Genomic DNA, 15,213 nt, shown 5'->3' on the forward strand with positions numbered 1-15,213 from the left:
ACTACGGTTTTGTGCTATATACGAAAAAGTGCGTCGCCCGGGACACCGTGTGAAACTGATTTTTGACCCTCTCTATTGGATCGAGTCGTAAGGATTCTCGGTACGAGCTGCGGAGCCGCTCTCCATTACTATTGTGAAATAATCACAATACTTTATTAGCGGTGCGGTCGTAGCCTCTCGTATGACAGCACCAGTAGTCGTGGTCGGCGGTGACGCGGCAGGGATGAGTGCTGCGAGCAAGTTCAAACGTGACGCGCCCGACCGGGAGGTCGTCGTGTTCGAGCGCGGCGAGTGGGTCTCCTACGGCGCGTGTGGCCTGCCCTACTACGTGAAGGGCGCAGTCGAGACGCTGGAGGACCTCGTCTCGGTGACGCCCGAGGAGTTCGTCGAGGAGCGCGGGATCGACCTCCGGACGAACCACGAGGTGACGGCCATCGACCGCGGGGCCCGGACGGTGACCGTCGACGGCCCCGACGGCGAGTTCGAGCAGTCCTACAGCGACCTGCTGGTCGCGACGGGGGCCCGCGCCGTCGAGCCCCCGCTGGACGGGATGGACAAGGCGGGGGTGTTCACCCTCCACAGCATGGGTGCGGGGGCCGACATCAGGCAAGCGCTCGGTGTCGAGACCCCCTCAGTGGACTCCCGCGAGGCGGCGGCGGACTACGCCGACGCCGAGTCCCCCGAGTCGGTCGGGATCATCGGCGGCGGCTACGTCGGCATCGAGATGGCCGAGGCCTTCGCCGAGCGCGGGCTCGACGTCCATCTCTTCGAAATGTTGCCCCACACGCTCCAGCCGTTCGGGGCCGAGGCGGCCGCCACCGTCGAGGATCACCTCCGCGAGCAGGGGATCGACCTGCATCTGGACACGGCGGTCGACGGGATCCGTGGCGACGAGCGCGTCTCCGCCATCGCCGCCGGCGACGCGGACGTCCCCGTCGACCTCGCCCTGGTCGGTGTCGGCGTCGCACCGAACACGGAACTCGCCGAAGAAGCGGGCATCGAACTCGGCGACACGGGCGCGATCGCGACCGACGAGTACGGGCGAACCAACGACGAGCACGTCTACGCCGCCGGTGACTGCGCCGAGGCGACCCACGCCGTGACCGGCGAGCCCGATCACGTCCCCCTCGCGCTGACCGCCAACCGCGCCGGCCGCGCCATCGGCCGGACGCTCGCCGGCGACCCGACGCCCGTCGGCGAGATCGTCGGCACGGCCGCGGTGAAGGCCTTCGACCTCGAAGTCGCCCGGACCGGGCTGATCGACGCGGAGCGGGCCCGCGAGGCCGGCTTCGATCCCGCCTCGGTGACGATCACCACGCGCTCGCGCGCCCACTACTACCCCGGCGGGTCCGAGATCGAGATCACGATGCTCGGGGACCGCGAGAGCGGTCGCGTCCTGGGGGCGAGCATGGTCGGCCGTGAGGGCGTCGCCAAGCGGATCGACACGGTCGCCGCGGCGCTGCACACCGAGATGACGGCTCACCAGCTCTCCTACCTCGATCTGGCGTACGCGCCCCCGTTCAGCCCGGTGTGGGATCCGGTTCTCACCGCCGCGAAGGTCCTGGAGGGAAAACTCGAATAGGCGACGTCCTCGGTGGCCGCCCGACGGAGCATCCCCTCGGAGCCCTCACCGGCCAGAAGCAGGTTCGTCCCGAACGGGCGGACGAGCATGACGGCGTCATCGTCGTCCGTGTCGGCGCGGACGTGGAACGCGTTGGTCCGTCCGCGCGTCGAGGTGGGGCCGGTCCGAGGAAGTGCCGGGCATCCCGGACGAACTCCTCGAACAGGCGGTCGACTTCCACACCTACGACGACTGAACGAGGAGGCTCCGTTGAAGTTTTCAGCTGTTGATCGACTTGGAGAGAATCGGTAAGTCCAGCTCGTCCACTCCGCACTTCTGACGTATTCCCACGATGTAAGAATCCATCGGTTCTTTATTGGTAATCGGTAACAAACCGCAAATGTATGCCACCCCACCGCCACTGTCCCTGGTGTCAGGTGCATCCCCACGGAAACTGGCCCCAGCACAGCCAAGCTCAGCCGAACGAACGACCCGTCGATTCAGAGATCGCGGAACTGGCGGCAGCTATCGAAAGGCTGAACGAGCGTATCGACCAGTTAGAACAGGCTGAAGAGTAATCCGGTCCCGTGATATTTGCTAAACGGAGCCGCGTTTCCCCGGATACGCAAATTCCCCCTCCTGATCGTTCTTCATACCGTGACAAGGGTGTGCGCTACTCTCGAGAAGTGCAGGTTACAGTTGAAGCGCGTAGACGATCGTCGAATACGAACGTCCCGCAATATCGTACTCTCCCACGTCCGTCCGTTCGAACCCCTTTGACTCGTAGAACTGACTTGCGATGTCGTTTTCCGCAAACGTTTCAAGTCGTACTGTATCAATCGACTCGGGAAGAATCTCCAGCCCTCGTTCAAGTAGGGCTGTACCGGTCCCTTCTCCCCACCAATCCGGATCCACATAGATCGCCTTCAAACCGGCTTCGTCATCCCCGACAAACTCTTTCGTCTCGGAATCACCCCATCGAACGTCTACGAACCCTCGAACGACTCCCTCGTCGTCGGCGGCAACCAGAACACCCTCCTGGTTCTCACGCAGCGCTTCCTGCCACTGCTGTACGTCCTCCTCGGTTGGGGTAATGGTCTGGTCTTGGAGGATCTCGGGAGGGAGCAACCCATCGTACGCTTCTCGCCACGCCGATCCGTGTACCCTAATAATGCCTCCCACGTCGGCTTGCCGTTCGATACGGCGTACTTGCATATCACTGCGCTCGAGACACGGTATTAAAAAAGGTGACCAATTGACAGACAGACCATCCGGAACGGTAGATGTGCAACCAAACTTATCGGCTGCTTCACCGCGGATCGTGGCTGGCCAAGAGGGCTTCAACCGGGCCAACAAGGAACGTGGCTCTCCAACGGCGGTCGTCAATCCCGTAAATATCTCCCCGGACGTCGTCGACGAACGTGACGAGGTTCCGTGCCGCGGCGGGGTCGAGGACGACAACGGTCCCCGATCCGTCGTCGCGCGGGAAGTGGAACGAGACCCGCGCCTCGAAGACGCGGACCGTGGCTCCCTCGTAGCGGTCGGCGAGCGTGCTTTCCCGGCGTTGGCGACCGGCTCGGATCTCCTCCAGCACTTCCGTCTCCAGTTCTGAGCCGTGGAGATCGCCCACGTCCTCCCGCCGGTAGAGGTCGCGGTGGCTCTCGCCGTCGTAGACGATCACCGCTTGGAGCGTCTCGCCGGCGTGGGAGTGCCGGCGATCGACGATACCGGCGGCATCGTGAGCCACACCGCCATGCTCGTATCGCTCCTCGATTCCGTCTGTGGGGTCCCGGAACGGGATTTAGAACCTATCTCCTACCGGTCCCGTCGGGCCGGTCGGTCGGGTGGCCGTTCAGCGTGTCCGCAACAGTGTTCGCCGCGACGGCCGGGGAGACGAGCTCCCCGAGTTCGTGGTCGTCGAGCGATCCAGCGTCGCGCAGGGCGTCGACGTACGTCATACGGACAGGAAGCACGTCGGGGTTGTTCACGACTGCCCGGGCGAACAGCGACGACTCACCGTACGGTTCGGCGTCGGCCGCGAGCAGGTCGCCGACTCGGCCGTCACGTCGTCGAGTAGCGTGCTGCCACTGGGCCGAGGACCTCGATGACGGTGACGGCGCGTCAGATGAACTCGGTCGTGTTCGGGCCGTTGGTGATGTGGACCTCGAACGGCTGGGTGCTCACGTCGTCCTGTTCGACGAGGTGCCAGTAGGTCTCGGCCATCTCGTCCGGATCGAGGAACGTCTCCGGATCGCGGTCGGGCGCTCGGTCGCGGGCACCCGGTGTGTCGATCTGCCCGTCGATGACGACGTGAGCGACGTGCACGCCCTCCGGCCCGAACTCCTGGGCGATGTCCATCGCCATCCCCCGGGCCGCGAACTTCGCGGCCGTGAACCCGATCGCGCCCCCGCGGCTCCGGACCGCGGAGGTCGCACCGGTGAAGATGACCGTCCCGCCGCCGGTGTCGAGCATGTCGCCGACGGCCTCCTGCGAGCAGACGAACGCGCCGCGGCCGTTGACCGCCCAGGCCCGCTCGAAATCCTCGACGCTCGTGTCCATCAGCCCCGTCCACGAGGCGGCGCTGGCGTGGTTCACCAGCACGTCGACCGGCCCGAACGCGTCCCGGACCGCGTCGAACCCCGCCCGGATCTGGTCCACGTCGGTGAGGTCAGTCTCTACGGCAACCCCCTCGCCGGGGTCCGGGAGGTCGTCGGCGAGCTCCTCGATGTAGTCCGCCGAGCGAGCGAACAGCGCGACCTGACAGCCCTCGGCGGCGAACTTCCGCGCGAGCGATTCGCCGAGCCCCGGGCCGACGCCGGCGACGACGACTGTTCGAATCATACAGCCTGGTACGCGTCGTGTCGGTAAAACCGTGGTGACGGCGGTGGACCACTCGGTACAGCCGCTCATCGTCGCCGTGTCGCGACGGAACGACTGACGGGCCCGTTTGAACGCCTCGCTGAACGTCGGGAGTCGTCGACGACATCGCGGCCGAGGCCGTCGACATGGGTTCTGACAACAGACGCGTTGTCACGGTACCTTTGCCGTAGCGGTCACTCCGGATTCTTACGGCCTGCTGACGAACAGACCCACGACGCAACCGTCGGCGAGGACGTCGATAGTGCCCGGAGCGGGAGTGAGGAGGCCCTCTCCGATCTCACGATCGGCAGCGCCGACGACTTGATGGGCAACCCCGAGGCTATCGACGCCAAGTCACGGGCCGTAATCGACCAACTCGAGGCACGTAATGCGGAGGTCGGTGCGTCTCCATCCGCGACGGCATCGGCCAACAGGGCCGTCGAAGCAAATCACACCGCGATGGGTCCCCTAGCTGTTCTCGTATGTCAACGCCGACCGGCGCCAGCGTGCAGTTGGTTCGCCACGCTACGCTCCTCCTGGACGTTGGTGACACGACGTTCCTCGTCGACCCGACCTTCGCGGACCCGGGTGACGATCCACCCGTACCGAACACGCCGAACGATCGCCGAAACCCGCTCGTGCCGATGCCCGCTGTCGAGTTGTCCTACGACGCCGTCGTCGTCACGCACCGCCACACCGATCACTTCGACGAGGCGGCCAAAGCGGCACTCGACGCCGACGTCCCGCTGTTCTGCCAGCCCGAGGAGGCCGAGGAGTTCGTCGAGGAGGGCTTTACTGACGTGCGCCCGGTCGACGACGAGGCCTCGTTCGCAGCGGTCGCCGTTCACCGGACCCCCGGTCGACACGGCCACGACGAGTTAGCCGAGGACATGGGGCCGGTCTCGGGGTTCGTGTTCGAGGCCGACGAGACGGTGTACGTCGCGGGTGATACGATCTGGTACGAGGCGGTCGCGGACACGCTCGACCGGTTCGAACCAGACATGGTCGTCCTCAATGGTGGCGAAGCACGCTTCGAACAGGGTGAACCCATCACGATGGGCATCAACGACATCTCGGCTGTCCGTGACGCGACCGATGCCACGGTCGTCGTCGTCCATATGGAAGCCGTCAACCACTGCTTGCTTTCCCGTGACGAGCTCCGGGCGGCGATAGCGGACGTTCACGTCCCAGAAGACGGGGCGCGGGTCAGGCTCTAAGCCGAGAGCGGCCGCCCCTGATCGAGATTGTCGTCGGTGACCTCGACGGCCAGGTGAGCGGTGCCTCGCCGGTCGACGCCGTGCCACAGACGCGGTAACCGGCGCCTTCGTCACATGCGCCCACCCCACACGAAGTGGAGCGGTGCCTCGCCGGGACCGACATCTGCCTCGAGGCAGAACGGCGGCGTTGAACCGTGGGAACCGCCCGCGGCTCGTGCCGCCCACCCCGCGGTAGATGGCGGACGCTGGCGGATCTGTACCGTTAGGAGAGTGCGTGGGACCGGATTTGAACCGGCGGACCTCTACAGGACAGCGCCCTCAACGCTGCGCCGTTGGCCTAGCTTGGCTACCCACGCTCGCGTGTGCTTGCTGCACTCCATCGTTGCCGTCGGGCCAGTAAAAGGGCTTCCCTTTCCCCTCGGGCGACGGCGCCACCGGGAGGGCCGGTCGACCGCTCCGTCGATGCCGTCGCCACACGTTTAATCCCCGCTCGGTCCGACGGTTCGGTATGAACCTCCGTGCCGCCGTTCGAGACCACACGCTCGGTACCGCGACGGCCCTCTCTGCCGTCGCGCTCGCACTGGTCTTCGCCGCCGCGTTGCGGGTCGTCCCGGCCGACGCGTTGCCGCGTGCGCCCGCGGCCGTCGTCGACGCCATCCCGCACGTCAACGCCGCAGTCAGTGTCGTCGCGTTCGTCCTGATCGTCCTCGGCGTCCGCGCCATCCACGAGGGGAACGTCGAAGGCCACCGGAAACGAATGGGCTCGGCGTTCGGCCTGTTCGCGGTCTTCCTCGTCGGCTACCTCTACCGGGTCGCGCTGATCGGCCCGACGGAGTTCCCCCGGACGGGACTGATCGAGACCGTCTACTTCGCGATCCTCGGCATCCACATCACGCTCGCGGTGGTCTGTGTGCCGCTCCTGTTCTACACGCTCCTGCTCGCCTGGAGCCACCCCGTCAGCGAGATCCCGTCGACGAACCACCGGAAAGTGGGGAAGGTCGCGGCGCCGCTCTGGGCGACCTCCTTCGCCCTCGGCGTCGTGGTGTACCTGATGGTGTACGTCCTCGGGTAGAAGCGACTGCGACTCAGTCGTCGGCGACGACGGCGCCGTCGATGTCGGGCCGGGTCACGTCCCGGTCCGTCTCCTCGCCGTCGATGTCGTAGGGGTACTCCCCCGTGACACAGCCCAGACAGAGGTCCGCGCGTGACTCGCCGAGCACCTCGGCGACGCCGTCGACCGAGAGGTAGGCGAGCGAGTCGGCGCCGACGGTCTCGCGGATCTCGTCGGTGTCCTGCTCGGCCGCGATCAGCTCCTCCCGTGAGGCCATGTCGATGCCCATGTAGCAGGGGGCGACGATCTGTGGCGCGCCGATGCGGAGGTGAACCTCCGCGGCGCCGGCGTCCTCGAGCAGCGAGACCAGCTGGGTCGATGTGGTCCCGCGGACGATGCTGTCGTCGATGAGCGTGACCGACTTCCCCTCGACCGTCGAGCGGATGGGGTTGAGCTTCAGCCGCACCGCCTGCTCGCGCTGGTCCTGGGTCGGCATGATGAACGTCCGGCCGACGTAGCGGTTCTTCATCAGCCCCTCCGCGAACTCCGGGGCGTCGTCGCCGAGTTCGTCGGCCGCGGCCTCCGCGTAGCCGGCCGCGAACGCGCGGCCGGAGTCCGGCACGGGCATCACCACGTCGCTCTCGACGCCCGACTCGTCCCAGAGGCGCGCGCCGAGATCACGGCGCGTGTCGTAGACGAGTTCGTCGTCGATCACCGAGTCCGGCCGGGCGAAGTAGACGTGCTCGAAGAAGCAGTGGGCCGAGTTCTCCTCCTCGACCAACTGGTAGCTCTCGTAGCCGTCGCCGTCGGGGTCGAGCAGGACGAGCTCGCCCGGCTTCACGTCCCGGACCAGGTCGCCGCCGAGCGTGTCGATCGCCGCCGACTCGCTGGCGAGCACGTACCCGTCGTCGAGTTTCCCGAGACAGAGCGGGCGGTTCCCCTGCGGGTCCCGAATCCCGAGGACGGTCTCGTCGTGCATCACCGTCAGCGCGTAGGAGCCGTGGATGCGGTCCATCGTGCGCTTGACCGCGCGCACGAGGTCCGAATCGAGCAGGTTGCGCGCGAGGTCGTGAGCGATCACCTCGGTGTCGCCGTCGGAGGTGAACGCGTGGCCCTCGCCGGCCAGCTCCTCCCGGATCTCGCCGGCGTTGACTAGGTTCCCGTTGTGGCTCAGCGCCAACGAGCCCGAGCGGAAGGAGACCGTAAAGGGCTGGGCGCAGGCCTCGTCGACGCTGCCCGCCGTGGGGTAGCGGACGTGGCCGACGCCGTTCTCGCCCTGGAGGCCGTCGAGGTCGTCCTCCTCGAACGCCTCGCCGACCAGCCCCATCTCGACGTGGTCGTGCTGTTGGAACCCGTCGTGGGTCACGATGCCCGCCGACTCCTGCCCGCGGTGCTGGAGCGCGTACAGCCCGTAGTAACAGGGGCGGGCGGCCCCGCGGTCCTCGAGCGCGACGCCGACGACGCCGCATTTGTCTCGCATCCCGTCCTCGCCGGCCGGCCTCTCAGCCGAACCCTCGTGCATACCTGCCGCTCCGGGTTCTGGAACCAAAAACCCCCGCTATCGTGCTACATGTTCGCCGATATCTCTGTAGAGTGTACAGGAACGTGTATATTCGCCCGTCGACGACGCGGTCGCCGTGGGACGCCGTCGACTACGTGCCCGCCGGTGAACGCTGCCGCTACGGAACCGGAGAACGGCCGCAGAGAGAACCGTTAGTTGTCGCCGCTCTTCGACTGCCACGCGTAGTCGCGTCGCTTCGCGGACTTCCCGAAGCCACACGACGAGCATACCTTCTTCTTGGTGTGGTAGGATTTCTCGCCGCAGCGACGGCACTTCGTGTGGGTCGTGGTGTTCTTCTTCCCCTGGCTCGGTGTTCCTGCGCCGGTCATAGAGTTACCGAAACGACGTTGTCCCCACGGATAATCGTTGTGTTGTCCACGTCCTCGACGTCGAGTTCGCCCAGCACGGCGTCGCTCGCGTCGGCGCTTTCGAGCACGACGTTCATGTGCTGATCGTAGCCCGCGAGCGTCCCGTAGAAGGACTCGCCGTCCTTCAGATGGACCGTCACCGGCTCCGTGAGCGATTCCTCGAGCACGTCGAGCGGGCGTCCACTCATGGTCAGTCAAACCCAAGTGCCGGAAATAAACGTACCGAACCGCCGACGCCGCGTGAGTCGTCCGGCTGGCGTCGATCCGGCTATTCGATGGTGCCGACCGCCTCGGCGGCGTAGCCGAAGATGTCGTCGTACCCCTCCGCGGAGAGCAACACCGGATAGAACGGCTCCTCGGCGGTCAGTGCCTCGCCGTCGGCCAGCGCGAACCGCTCGCCGGCCTCGACGCGCTCGAAGTTCGGGACGACCACGTCGTACTCCCGTCCCGGGGGTTTGGCGATGGGGCCGTCGAGCCGGAACACCTGCACCTCGTCGCGGCCGGGCTGGGCGAGCCGGTCGTCCGAGGTCGGCACCGACAGCGCGTTCGTGGCCGAGAGGAACGACCGCGTGAGCCAGTAGGCGTTGTCGGCGGCCTCCTCGCTACCCTGGAGGCCACACTCCAGTTCGATCGTGTGAGCGTGTTCGACCAGTCGGCCGTCGGTGTAGTTGTCCGTCTCGACCAGCACGTCGACGGGGAGCAGCGGCGCGAGCGAGCGCGCGATCTCGTCGACGGTGTCGATGACCGCGATGGGGTCGGCGGAGGACTGCGTGGAGTGCAGCGCCAGCACCGTACAGCCCTGCACCTCGCGGGCGAGTTCGTGGGCCAGCCGTGACTCGTGCGTGTCGCCGTCGAGATCGCCCGGGAACGCCCGGTTGAGGTCCTCCTCGAGGAACCGCTCGCCGGCCGCCAGCGCCTCCTCGTTCGCGACGATCAGCTTCACCGGCCGCTCGACATCGGGGTCGTCGGCGACGAGGCGCTCGACGGCCTCGACGCCGCAGGGCTCGTCCCCGTGGATCCCGGCGACGACGGCCAGTTCGGGCTGTCCCTCGCCCAACTGGTGGATCTGCATACCTGTGGGACGGGGTGGACGGGCAAGAAGGGCTCGGCTCCGGACTGCGTCGCCGCCAGTGGGCGGCCCGCGGTGTCAGTCGACCAGCTCGCCGGTCCGTTCGAGCGCCGCCGCGAGCAGGTCGACCGTCGCGGTCAGATCCTCGCGGTGGGCAGTCTCGATCGGCGAGTGGTGGTAGCGCACCGGGATCGAGAGCGCCCCGGACAGCACTGCGCCGCCCGCGTTCTGGAGCGCGCCGGTGTCGGTGCCGATGTTCCACGCCACCTCGCGCTGGTGCTCGATCGTCTCGTCCTCGGCCACGTCCGTCAGCCAGTCGACGACCGTCGGGCTCGGGATCACGGAGGCGTCCTTCCGCTTGATACCCACACCGTCGCCGAGCGTCGTGATCGTCTCGGCCTCGTCGACGTCCGGGACGCTCCGTTCGAGCGTCCCGTCGAGCGCGATCACGAGGTCCGGATCGAACCGGTCGTCGGTCGCGACCGCGCGGGCGCCGCGCAGGCCGACCTCCTCCTGCACCGTGGCACAGAAGTGGACCGTCGCGTCCGGGTCGGCGGCGCGTGCGGCCGCGAGCATCGCGTACACGCCCGCGCGGTCGTCGAGCGCCTTCCCGGTCACGCAGTCACCGAGGACGCGGGGCGTCGCGTCGAGGCTGATCACGTCGCCGACGGCGACCGCGTCGGCGGCGTCGTCGCCGTCGAGCCCCAGGTCCACTGCGAGGTCGTCGACCCCCTCCACGTCGTCCTCGTCGCGCGTGTGGGCCGGTTCGGCGCCGATGACGCCCGGAACCGTCCCGTCCTCGGTGTGGACGGTCACGGGCTGGGCACGCAGGATCTGGGCGTTCCAGCCCCCCAGCGAGTCGAGTTGGAGGAACCCGTCGTCGGTCACCGCCGAGACCATGAAGCCGATCTCGTCGACGTGGGCGGCGACGACGACCTCGCGGTCGCCGTCCCCTTCGACCGTCCCCACGACGTTCCCCATCGCGTCCGTCTGGAGTCGGTCGACGTCCGGCGCGAGCGCCTCGCGGACCACCTCGCGGACGCCGTCCTCGTAGCCCACGGGGCCGGCCGCCGCGGAGAGATCGAACAGGAGTTCGCGGTCGTGCATACCCGAGGCTGTCCCGGCCAGGCCAAAGGCGCTCCGGTCGGGGCGACCGTCGCCGGCTCAGGGGAGCCGGGCGAACCGCCAGAGGGCGTTGTTCCGGACGAATCCGAGTCGCTCGTAGAACTCCGCCCGATCGGCGGTCGCACAGACGACGATGCGGTCGGCGGGCAGCGGACACCGATCGACGACTGCCCGGACCAGCGTCGATCCCACGCCCTCGTTCTGTACTGCGGGCCGGACGCCAACGTGGGTCAGCCGAGCCACCGGATCGTCGGCGCCTCCGTGGATATACCAGCCCGCCGCCCCCACCGGATCGCCGTCACGGAACGCGACCACCTCCTGGCCTCCGAGTGCGCTCGCGACCTCGGCCGCGTACGCGACGCCCGCGGGGTCCCGACCGACGGACTCGTGAACGGTCCCGGCGGCGTCGCTGCCGTGGGACCGCGTTTCGAGACGGCGTTCGTCCGGGATCGCCGGGGCGTCGACGCGGTGGGCGGCCAGCGCCCAGTAGTCCTCCCGCTCGTAGCCGCGCGCCCGGGCCAGCGGCGCGAGCCGGGCGGCCGTCCCGGCGTCGACGCCGGTGACGACGCGGTGAGGGCGCTCGTGGCGGTCGAACAGCGTGTCCAATCGGGCGAGAAGCGCGCGGGCGGCCGGATCGCGCTCCGGCGGGTTCGGCGCGTCGGCGGGCGGCAGTCGCGCGTCGAGCAACTGGGTCGCCGCCGCGCGGTCGGCGTGGGCCGGGTCGTGGACGAACGTGCCGAACCGTGTGTCGGTTCCCTCGGCGAGCACGCGTCGTTTGGCGTATTCGGCGGCCGCGACGCGGTCCGGCGCCAGCACGTTACCCCAGCCCCGCCGCGTACTCGTAGTCGGCGGGGTAGGCGTCGGGGGTGTGGTCGTCGATGGCGATGCGCCAGTCGTCGATCAGGGTCGGTTCGAAGATCGCGACGAGGAGGCGTCGCCGGACGGCGGCCACGTCGACGCCGTAGAAGTCGTCGGGGACGCCCCGGAGGTAGTCGAGTGCGGTCGAAAAGAGCGACCGCATCCCGGTGTCGCCGGCGTCGGCGCCCCGGCCGCAGTCGGCGGCGTGTTTGTGCGTGCCGGCGGCGACCTGCTGCATCCCGTGGCAGAACGCCGACTCCGCGGTGCCGCGGCCGTAGTTGTACCACTCGAACTTGAAGCAGTCGTAGCTCTCGGTGTAGGCGCCGTCGTTGTAGAGCCGGACGCCGTGTTCGGCCGCCCGGCGGAGCGTCGCGTGCTCCCAGCGCCGGTCCTCGCGCCACCCGGTGGGGTTCCCCAGCGGCGGCGCGACGCCGGGGTCTCGGGTGTGCTCGTCCATCGTCGGCGGGTAGTACCGGGGAAGGTGTGAAACTATCGGCGGACCGGGCAGGCGGCGAGTGTGAAATTATCGGCGGACCGAGCAGGCGGCGAGTGTGAAACTATCGGCGGGCCCGGGAGGAGTCGGCCCGAACCGGTGGCTTAAACCACGATGGGCCGTTTCCCCAGACTGCGTGCGAGGGTAGCCAAGCTGGGAAACGGCGGCGGACTCAAGATCCGCTCCTGTAGAGGTCCAAGGGTTCAAATCCCTTCCCTCGCACTGGCACACAGTGCGGGAGGGCGCTCACAGAGCGTTCTTCCCTCGCAAAATTCCGGAACCACCCACCAGCGACAGCCCCGTCCATCGCCGTCGACGCCTACTCGATCCGGCCGGCCGAGGGCTTCCCACACAGCGTGAAACGGGTGAGCCGTAGGATCGACAGCGTCTCGAAGGGGTAGGACTCCTGCCGGACCTCCTCGGGGACGAAGCCGTCGTCGCGGGCGAGCTCCTCGACCTCCTCGTAGCCCGCGAGCGAGGAGACCAACAGCAGCGCCTGCCCGCCGGGTGCGAGCACGCGCCCGAGGTCGTCGAGGAACGGTTCGATGAGCTCGCGGCCGCTCTCGCCGCCGGAGAGCGCCTGCTCCATCCAGTCGTCCCACTCGTTCTCGGGATCGGTCGGGAGGTACGGCGGGTTGAACAGCACCGTCTCGAAGCTCCCGTCGGCGAACGCGTCGGTCAGGTTCGTTCGAACCGTTTCGATGCCGCGCTCGCGGGCCTGCCGGCAGGCGTGGGGGTTCACGTCGGCGGCGACGACTTCCGGGACCTGGGGGGCGACCTGCTCGGCGACCCAGCCCGAGCCGGTGCCGACCTCCAGCGTCCGCCCGCGGGCGAACTCCTTGGCGGCGTCGGCGAGCAGTCCCGAGTCCTCCGCCGGCTGGTACACTTTCGTCTCCTGCCCGCGGCGCTCGGCGAGGTCGGTCGCCGTCGTCCCGTCGTCGACCTCGTCGGTCATTGGTCCCCCGTGTCGCCGCCGGCGCCGTCCGCGGCGGCGTCCTCTCGTTCGACGCGGTCGTCGGCGTCGCCGGTCCCGTCAGCGTCGGCCGTCTCGCTGTCGGCCACGGCACCCGAACTGATTCCCGAGACCGCGAGGTCGCCGCCCTGGGGGCGTCCGGAGAGTTCGCGCTGGGGGAACGGGATCTTGATGCCCTCGGTAGCGAAGGCCTCGTTGACCGCCGCGATGACCTCCGTCCGGGCCTTCCACATCTTCCGGGCGCTGGGGTTGTCGATGTAGTAGCGCAACCGGAGGACGATGCTGGAGCCGCCGAACTCCGCGAGCACGACGTTGGGACCGGGACGCTCCATCGGCGTCTCGGTCCCGGCCATCGCCTCGGCGGCGACGTCCATCGCGTGTTCGACGTCGGTGTCGTAGTCGACGCCCACGTCGGTCTCGATGCGGAGCCGACCCTTTCGGGAGCGGTTGCGGACCTCCGTGTCCGTGACGATGTCGTTGGGGATCATCACGTACTCCTCGTCGAACGTCCGGATCTGGGTGTTGAACACGCTGATGTCGGTGACGATCCCCTCCTCGTCGCCGATGATGACCCAGTCGCCGAGATCGAACGGCCGGGAGAACAGGACGACGAACCCCGCGAGCACCGCGCCGAGGGTCTGCCGGGCTGCGAGACCGATCACGATCCCGGCGGCCCCGGCGCCGAGCAGCAGTTGGCTCGGATCGACCCTCCAGATCCCGAGCACGACGAGCACCGCCAGCCCGAAGATGAGCAGTTGGACGATGTGGTGGGCGACCTCCTGCTGGTGGTCGGTGATGGCGCCGCGCTCCTTCGAGAGCCGCCGGATGCTGTTCTTGGTGAACCGCGTCAGCAGGTACGCGGCGACGAAGATGACGCCGCTCAGCACGATCGCGACGACCTGCTGTCTGGAGGGGTCGATCTGGGCGAACCCCTGTTCGAGCAGCCAGCCCGCCCGCCAGACCGTCACCAGGAACATCGCCGTCAGTGCGGTCGCGAGCGCGACGACGGTCGCCTGGACAGAGTCCGCGACGGCGTCGTCGACGTACTGCTTCAACCAGGCGTCGAGCGACCGGCCCCCGACGCTGACGCCCGCGAACAGAGCCAACACGAGGACCGTCGCCAGGATCCGGGCCTCCGTCGACACCGTCGCCGCCCAGATCAGCTCGCGGAGGGAGTGCGTGGACATTCAGCCACCTCCCCCGACGACGCCGGGGTCCACCCGTCGAGCCAGCGCCGCCAGTTCGGCGAACTCGCCCGGCGAGACGGTCCCCGCGCGCCGGCTCATCAGCGATTCCTCGGCCGCATCGACCACCGCGTCCGGGTCCTCGAGCCCGGAGATGTGGGCGGTGTTGCGGACCGCGTTGCGCATCGTCTTCCGGCGCTGCGTGAACAGCGCCTTCACGAACCGCAGGAAGAACTCCTCGTCGGCCACCTCGTACTCGGGGTCACGCGGCGTGCAGCGCACGACTGCGCTGTCGACACGCGGCTGCGGGTCGAACGCCTCGGCGGGCACGTGCTCGACGATCTCCACGTCGGCGTAGTGCTGGGCCGAGACCGAGAGCCGCCCGTAGTCGTCCTCGCCCGGTTCGGCGATCATGCGCTCGGCGAACTCCCGCTGGAACATCAACACCAGCGGGCGCTTGCGGGGCAGCAGGTCGAACGCGATCTCCGAGGAGGCGCCGTAGGGGAGGTTCGACACCGATGCCGAGAAGTCGGGGAGCTCCACGTCGAGCGCGTCGCCCGCGATCACGGTCAGGTCGCCGGCCCCGATGGCGTCGGCGAACTCCTCGCGCAAGAACGCGACGAGGTCCGGGTCGCGCTCGACGACGGTCACTTCGCCGCCTCCGGGCGCGGCCGCGAGCAGTCGATCGGTGAGCGCCCCCGTCCCGCCGCCGATCTCCAGCACGTGTGCGCGGTCGGCGGACTCCGGGAGGTAGTCCGGGAGCCGGTCGAGCACCCGGTCGTCGACGAGGAAGTGTTGGTCGAACTCCGGGTTCCCTCGTTTGGCACGGCGGATGAGGGCGTCGGGGTCCCGGGGGTCGTCGGGCCCAGTCATTACCCGCGATAGCGTGCCGCC

At 68.3% G+C, this 15,213-nt stretch carries 17 protein-coding genes and 2 tRNA genes; 4 read left to right on the forward strand and 15 right to left on the reverse strand.

Annotated elements, in window-relative coordinates; genetic code table 11:
- Window positions 1–181: 181 nt before the first annotated feature.
- Window positions 182–1,582: an FAD-dependent oxidoreductase gene (locus tag BMZ83_RS01085; RefSeq protein WP_074874744.1), complete on the forward strand. Its 1,401-nt coding sequence runs from the start codon at window positions 182–184 to the stop codon at window positions 1,580–1,582.
- A 672-nt stretch (window positions 1,583–2,254) separates the two neighbouring features.
- Here BMZ83_RS01085 and BMZ83_RS01090 read toward each other — a convergent pair.
- The 4 genes from BMZ83_RS01090 to BMZ83_RS01100 form a co-directional block, all read right to left on the reverse strand.
- Window positions 2,255–2,776: a GNAT family N-acetyltransferase gene (locus tag BMZ83_RS01090; protein WP_074874746.1), complete on the reverse strand. Its 522-nt coding sequence runs from the start codon at window positions 2,774–2,776 to the stop codon at window positions 2,255–2,257.
- Window positions 2,777–2,870: 94 nt separating this feature from the next.
- Complete coding sequence (locus tag BMZ83_RS01095) at window positions 2,871–3,308, reverse strand: hypothetical protein (protein ID WP_074874748.1); 438 nt, start codon at window positions 3,306–3,308, stop codon at window positions 2,871–2,873.
- 61 nt (window positions 3,309–3,369) lie between these two features.
- Window positions 3,370–3,519, reverse strand: a complete 150-nt coding sequence (locus BMZ83_RS16690; RefSeq protein ID WP_166623240.1) for a hypothetical protein — start codon at window positions 3,517–3,519, stop codon at window positions 3,370–3,372.
- Window positions 3,520–3,682: 163 nt separating this feature from the next.
- The gene (locus tag BMZ83_RS01100) at window positions 3,683–4,402 is read right to left on the reverse strand and encodes an SDR family NAD(P)-dependent oxidoreductase (protein ID WP_074874750.1); all 720 of its coding nucleotides are present in this window, start codon (window positions 4,400–4,402) and stop codon (window positions 3,683–3,685) included.
- Between the two features lie 500 nt (window positions 4,403–4,902).
- On the opposite strand from BMZ83_RS01100, the gene BMZ83_RS01105 reads away from it, so the two are divergent.
- On the forward strand, window positions 4,903–5,637 hold the full coding sequence (locus BMZ83_RS01105; protein WP_074874752.1) for an MBL fold metallo-hydrolase: 735 nt from the start codon (window positions 4,903–4,905) through the stop codon (window positions 5,635–5,637).
- Window positions 5,638–5,908: 271 nt separating this feature from the next.
- Here BMZ83_RS01105 and BMZ83_RS01110 read toward each other — a convergent pair.
- Window positions 5,909–5,993 (reverse strand) — tRNA-Leu (locus BMZ83_RS01110).
- 152 nt (window positions 5,994–6,145) lie between these two features.
- On the opposite strand from BMZ83_RS01110, the gene BMZ83_RS01115 reads away from it, so the two are divergent.
- Entirely contained in the window at window positions 6,146–6,709 is a 564-nt protein-coding gene (locus BMZ83_RS01115; RefSeq protein WP_074874754.1) for a DUF420 domain-containing protein, read from the forward strand.
- Window positions 6,710–6,722: 13 nt separating this feature from the next.
- Here the strand turns inward: BMZ83_RS01115 and purF are convergent, their stop codons facing one another.
- From purF to BMZ83_RS01150, 7 genes are all read right to left on the reverse strand, one after another.
- Window positions 6,723–8,168: an amidophosphoribosyltransferase gene (gene purF / locus BMZ83_RS01120; RefSeq protein ID WP_074875333.1), complete on the reverse strand. Its 1,446-nt coding sequence runs from the start codon at window positions 8,166–8,168 to the stop codon at window positions 6,723–6,725.
- 233 nt (window positions 8,169–8,401) lie between these two features.
- Entirely contained in the window at window positions 8,402–8,578 is a 177-nt protein-coding gene (locus BMZ83_RS01125; protein WP_049980850.1) for a 50S ribosomal protein L37e, read from the reverse strand.
- On the reverse strand, window positions 8,575–8,805 hold the full coding sequence (locus tag BMZ83_RS01130; RefSeq protein ID WP_074874756.1) for an LSM domain-containing protein: 231 nt from the start codon (window positions 8,803–8,805) through the stop codon (window positions 8,575–8,577). The genes BMZ83_RS01125 and BMZ83_RS01130 overlap by 4 nt, the downstream gene beginning before the upstream one ends.
- Before the next feature lie 80 nt (window positions 8,806–8,885).
- Entirely contained in the window at window positions 8,886–9,689 is an 804-nt protein-coding gene (locus BMZ83_RS01135) for a M14 family metallopeptidase (protein WP_074874758.1), read from the reverse strand.
- 75 nt (window positions 9,690–9,764) lie between these two features.
- Window positions 9,765–10,793, reverse strand: a complete 1,029-nt coding sequence (locus tag BMZ83_RS01140) for a M42 family metallopeptidase (RefSeq protein WP_074874760.1) — start codon at window positions 10,791–10,793, stop codon at window positions 9,765–9,767.
- Window positions 10,794–10,850: 57 nt separating this feature from the next.
- Complete coding sequence (locus BMZ83_RS01145; RefSeq protein ID WP_074874762.1) at window positions 10,851–11,627, reverse strand: GNAT family N-acetyltransferase; 777 nt, start codon at window positions 11,625–11,627, stop codon at window positions 10,851–10,853.
- Between the two features lies 1 nt (window position 11,628).
- Window positions 11,629–12,126 carry a DUF309 domain-containing protein gene (locus BMZ83_RS01150; RefSeq protein ID WP_074874764.1) on the reverse strand — a complete coding sequence of 166 codons (498 nt, stop codon included), beginning with the start codon at window positions 12,124–12,126 and terminating at the stop codon, window positions 11,629–11,631.
- Window positions 12,127–12,300: 174 nt separating this feature from the next.
- Here BMZ83_RS01150 and BMZ83_RS01155 point away from each other — a divergent pair.
- Window positions 12,301–12,384: transfer RNA gene (locus BMZ83_RS01155), tRNA-Leu, on the forward strand.
- 97 nt (window positions 12,385–12,481) lie between these two features.
- Here the strand turns inward: BMZ83_RS01155 and BMZ83_RS01160 are convergent.
- The 3 genes from BMZ83_RS01160 to BMZ83_RS01170 are packed head-to-tail and all read right to left on the reverse strand — an operon-like array spanning window position 12,482 to window position 15,192.
- A complete protein-coding gene (locus tag BMZ83_RS01160) occupies window positions 12,482–13,117 on the reverse strand; it encodes a HemK2/MTQ2 family protein methyltransferase (protein ID WP_074874766.1) in 636 nt (211 codons plus the stop codon).
- On the reverse strand, window positions 13,114–14,322 hold the full coding sequence (locus tag BMZ83_RS01165; RefSeq protein ID WP_074874768.1) for a mechanosensitive ion channel family protein: 1,209 nt from the start codon (window positions 14,320–14,322) through the stop codon (window positions 13,114–13,116). The genes BMZ83_RS01160 and BMZ83_RS01165 overlap by 4 nt, the downstream gene beginning before the upstream one ends.
- Window positions 14,323–15,192, reverse strand: a complete 870-nt coding sequence (locus tag BMZ83_RS01170) for a 16S ribosomal RNA methyltransferase A (protein ID WP_074874770.1) — start codon at window positions 15,190–15,192, stop codon at window positions 14,323–14,325.
- Window positions 15,193–15,213 lie beyond the last annotated feature (21 nt).

Origin of the sequence: Halolamina pelagica, assembly GCF_900115675.1 — an archaeon.
In the GTDB taxonomy this organism is placed as follows: Archaea; Halobacteriota; Halobacteria; order Halobacteriales; family Haloferacaceae; genus Halolamina; species Halolamina pelagica.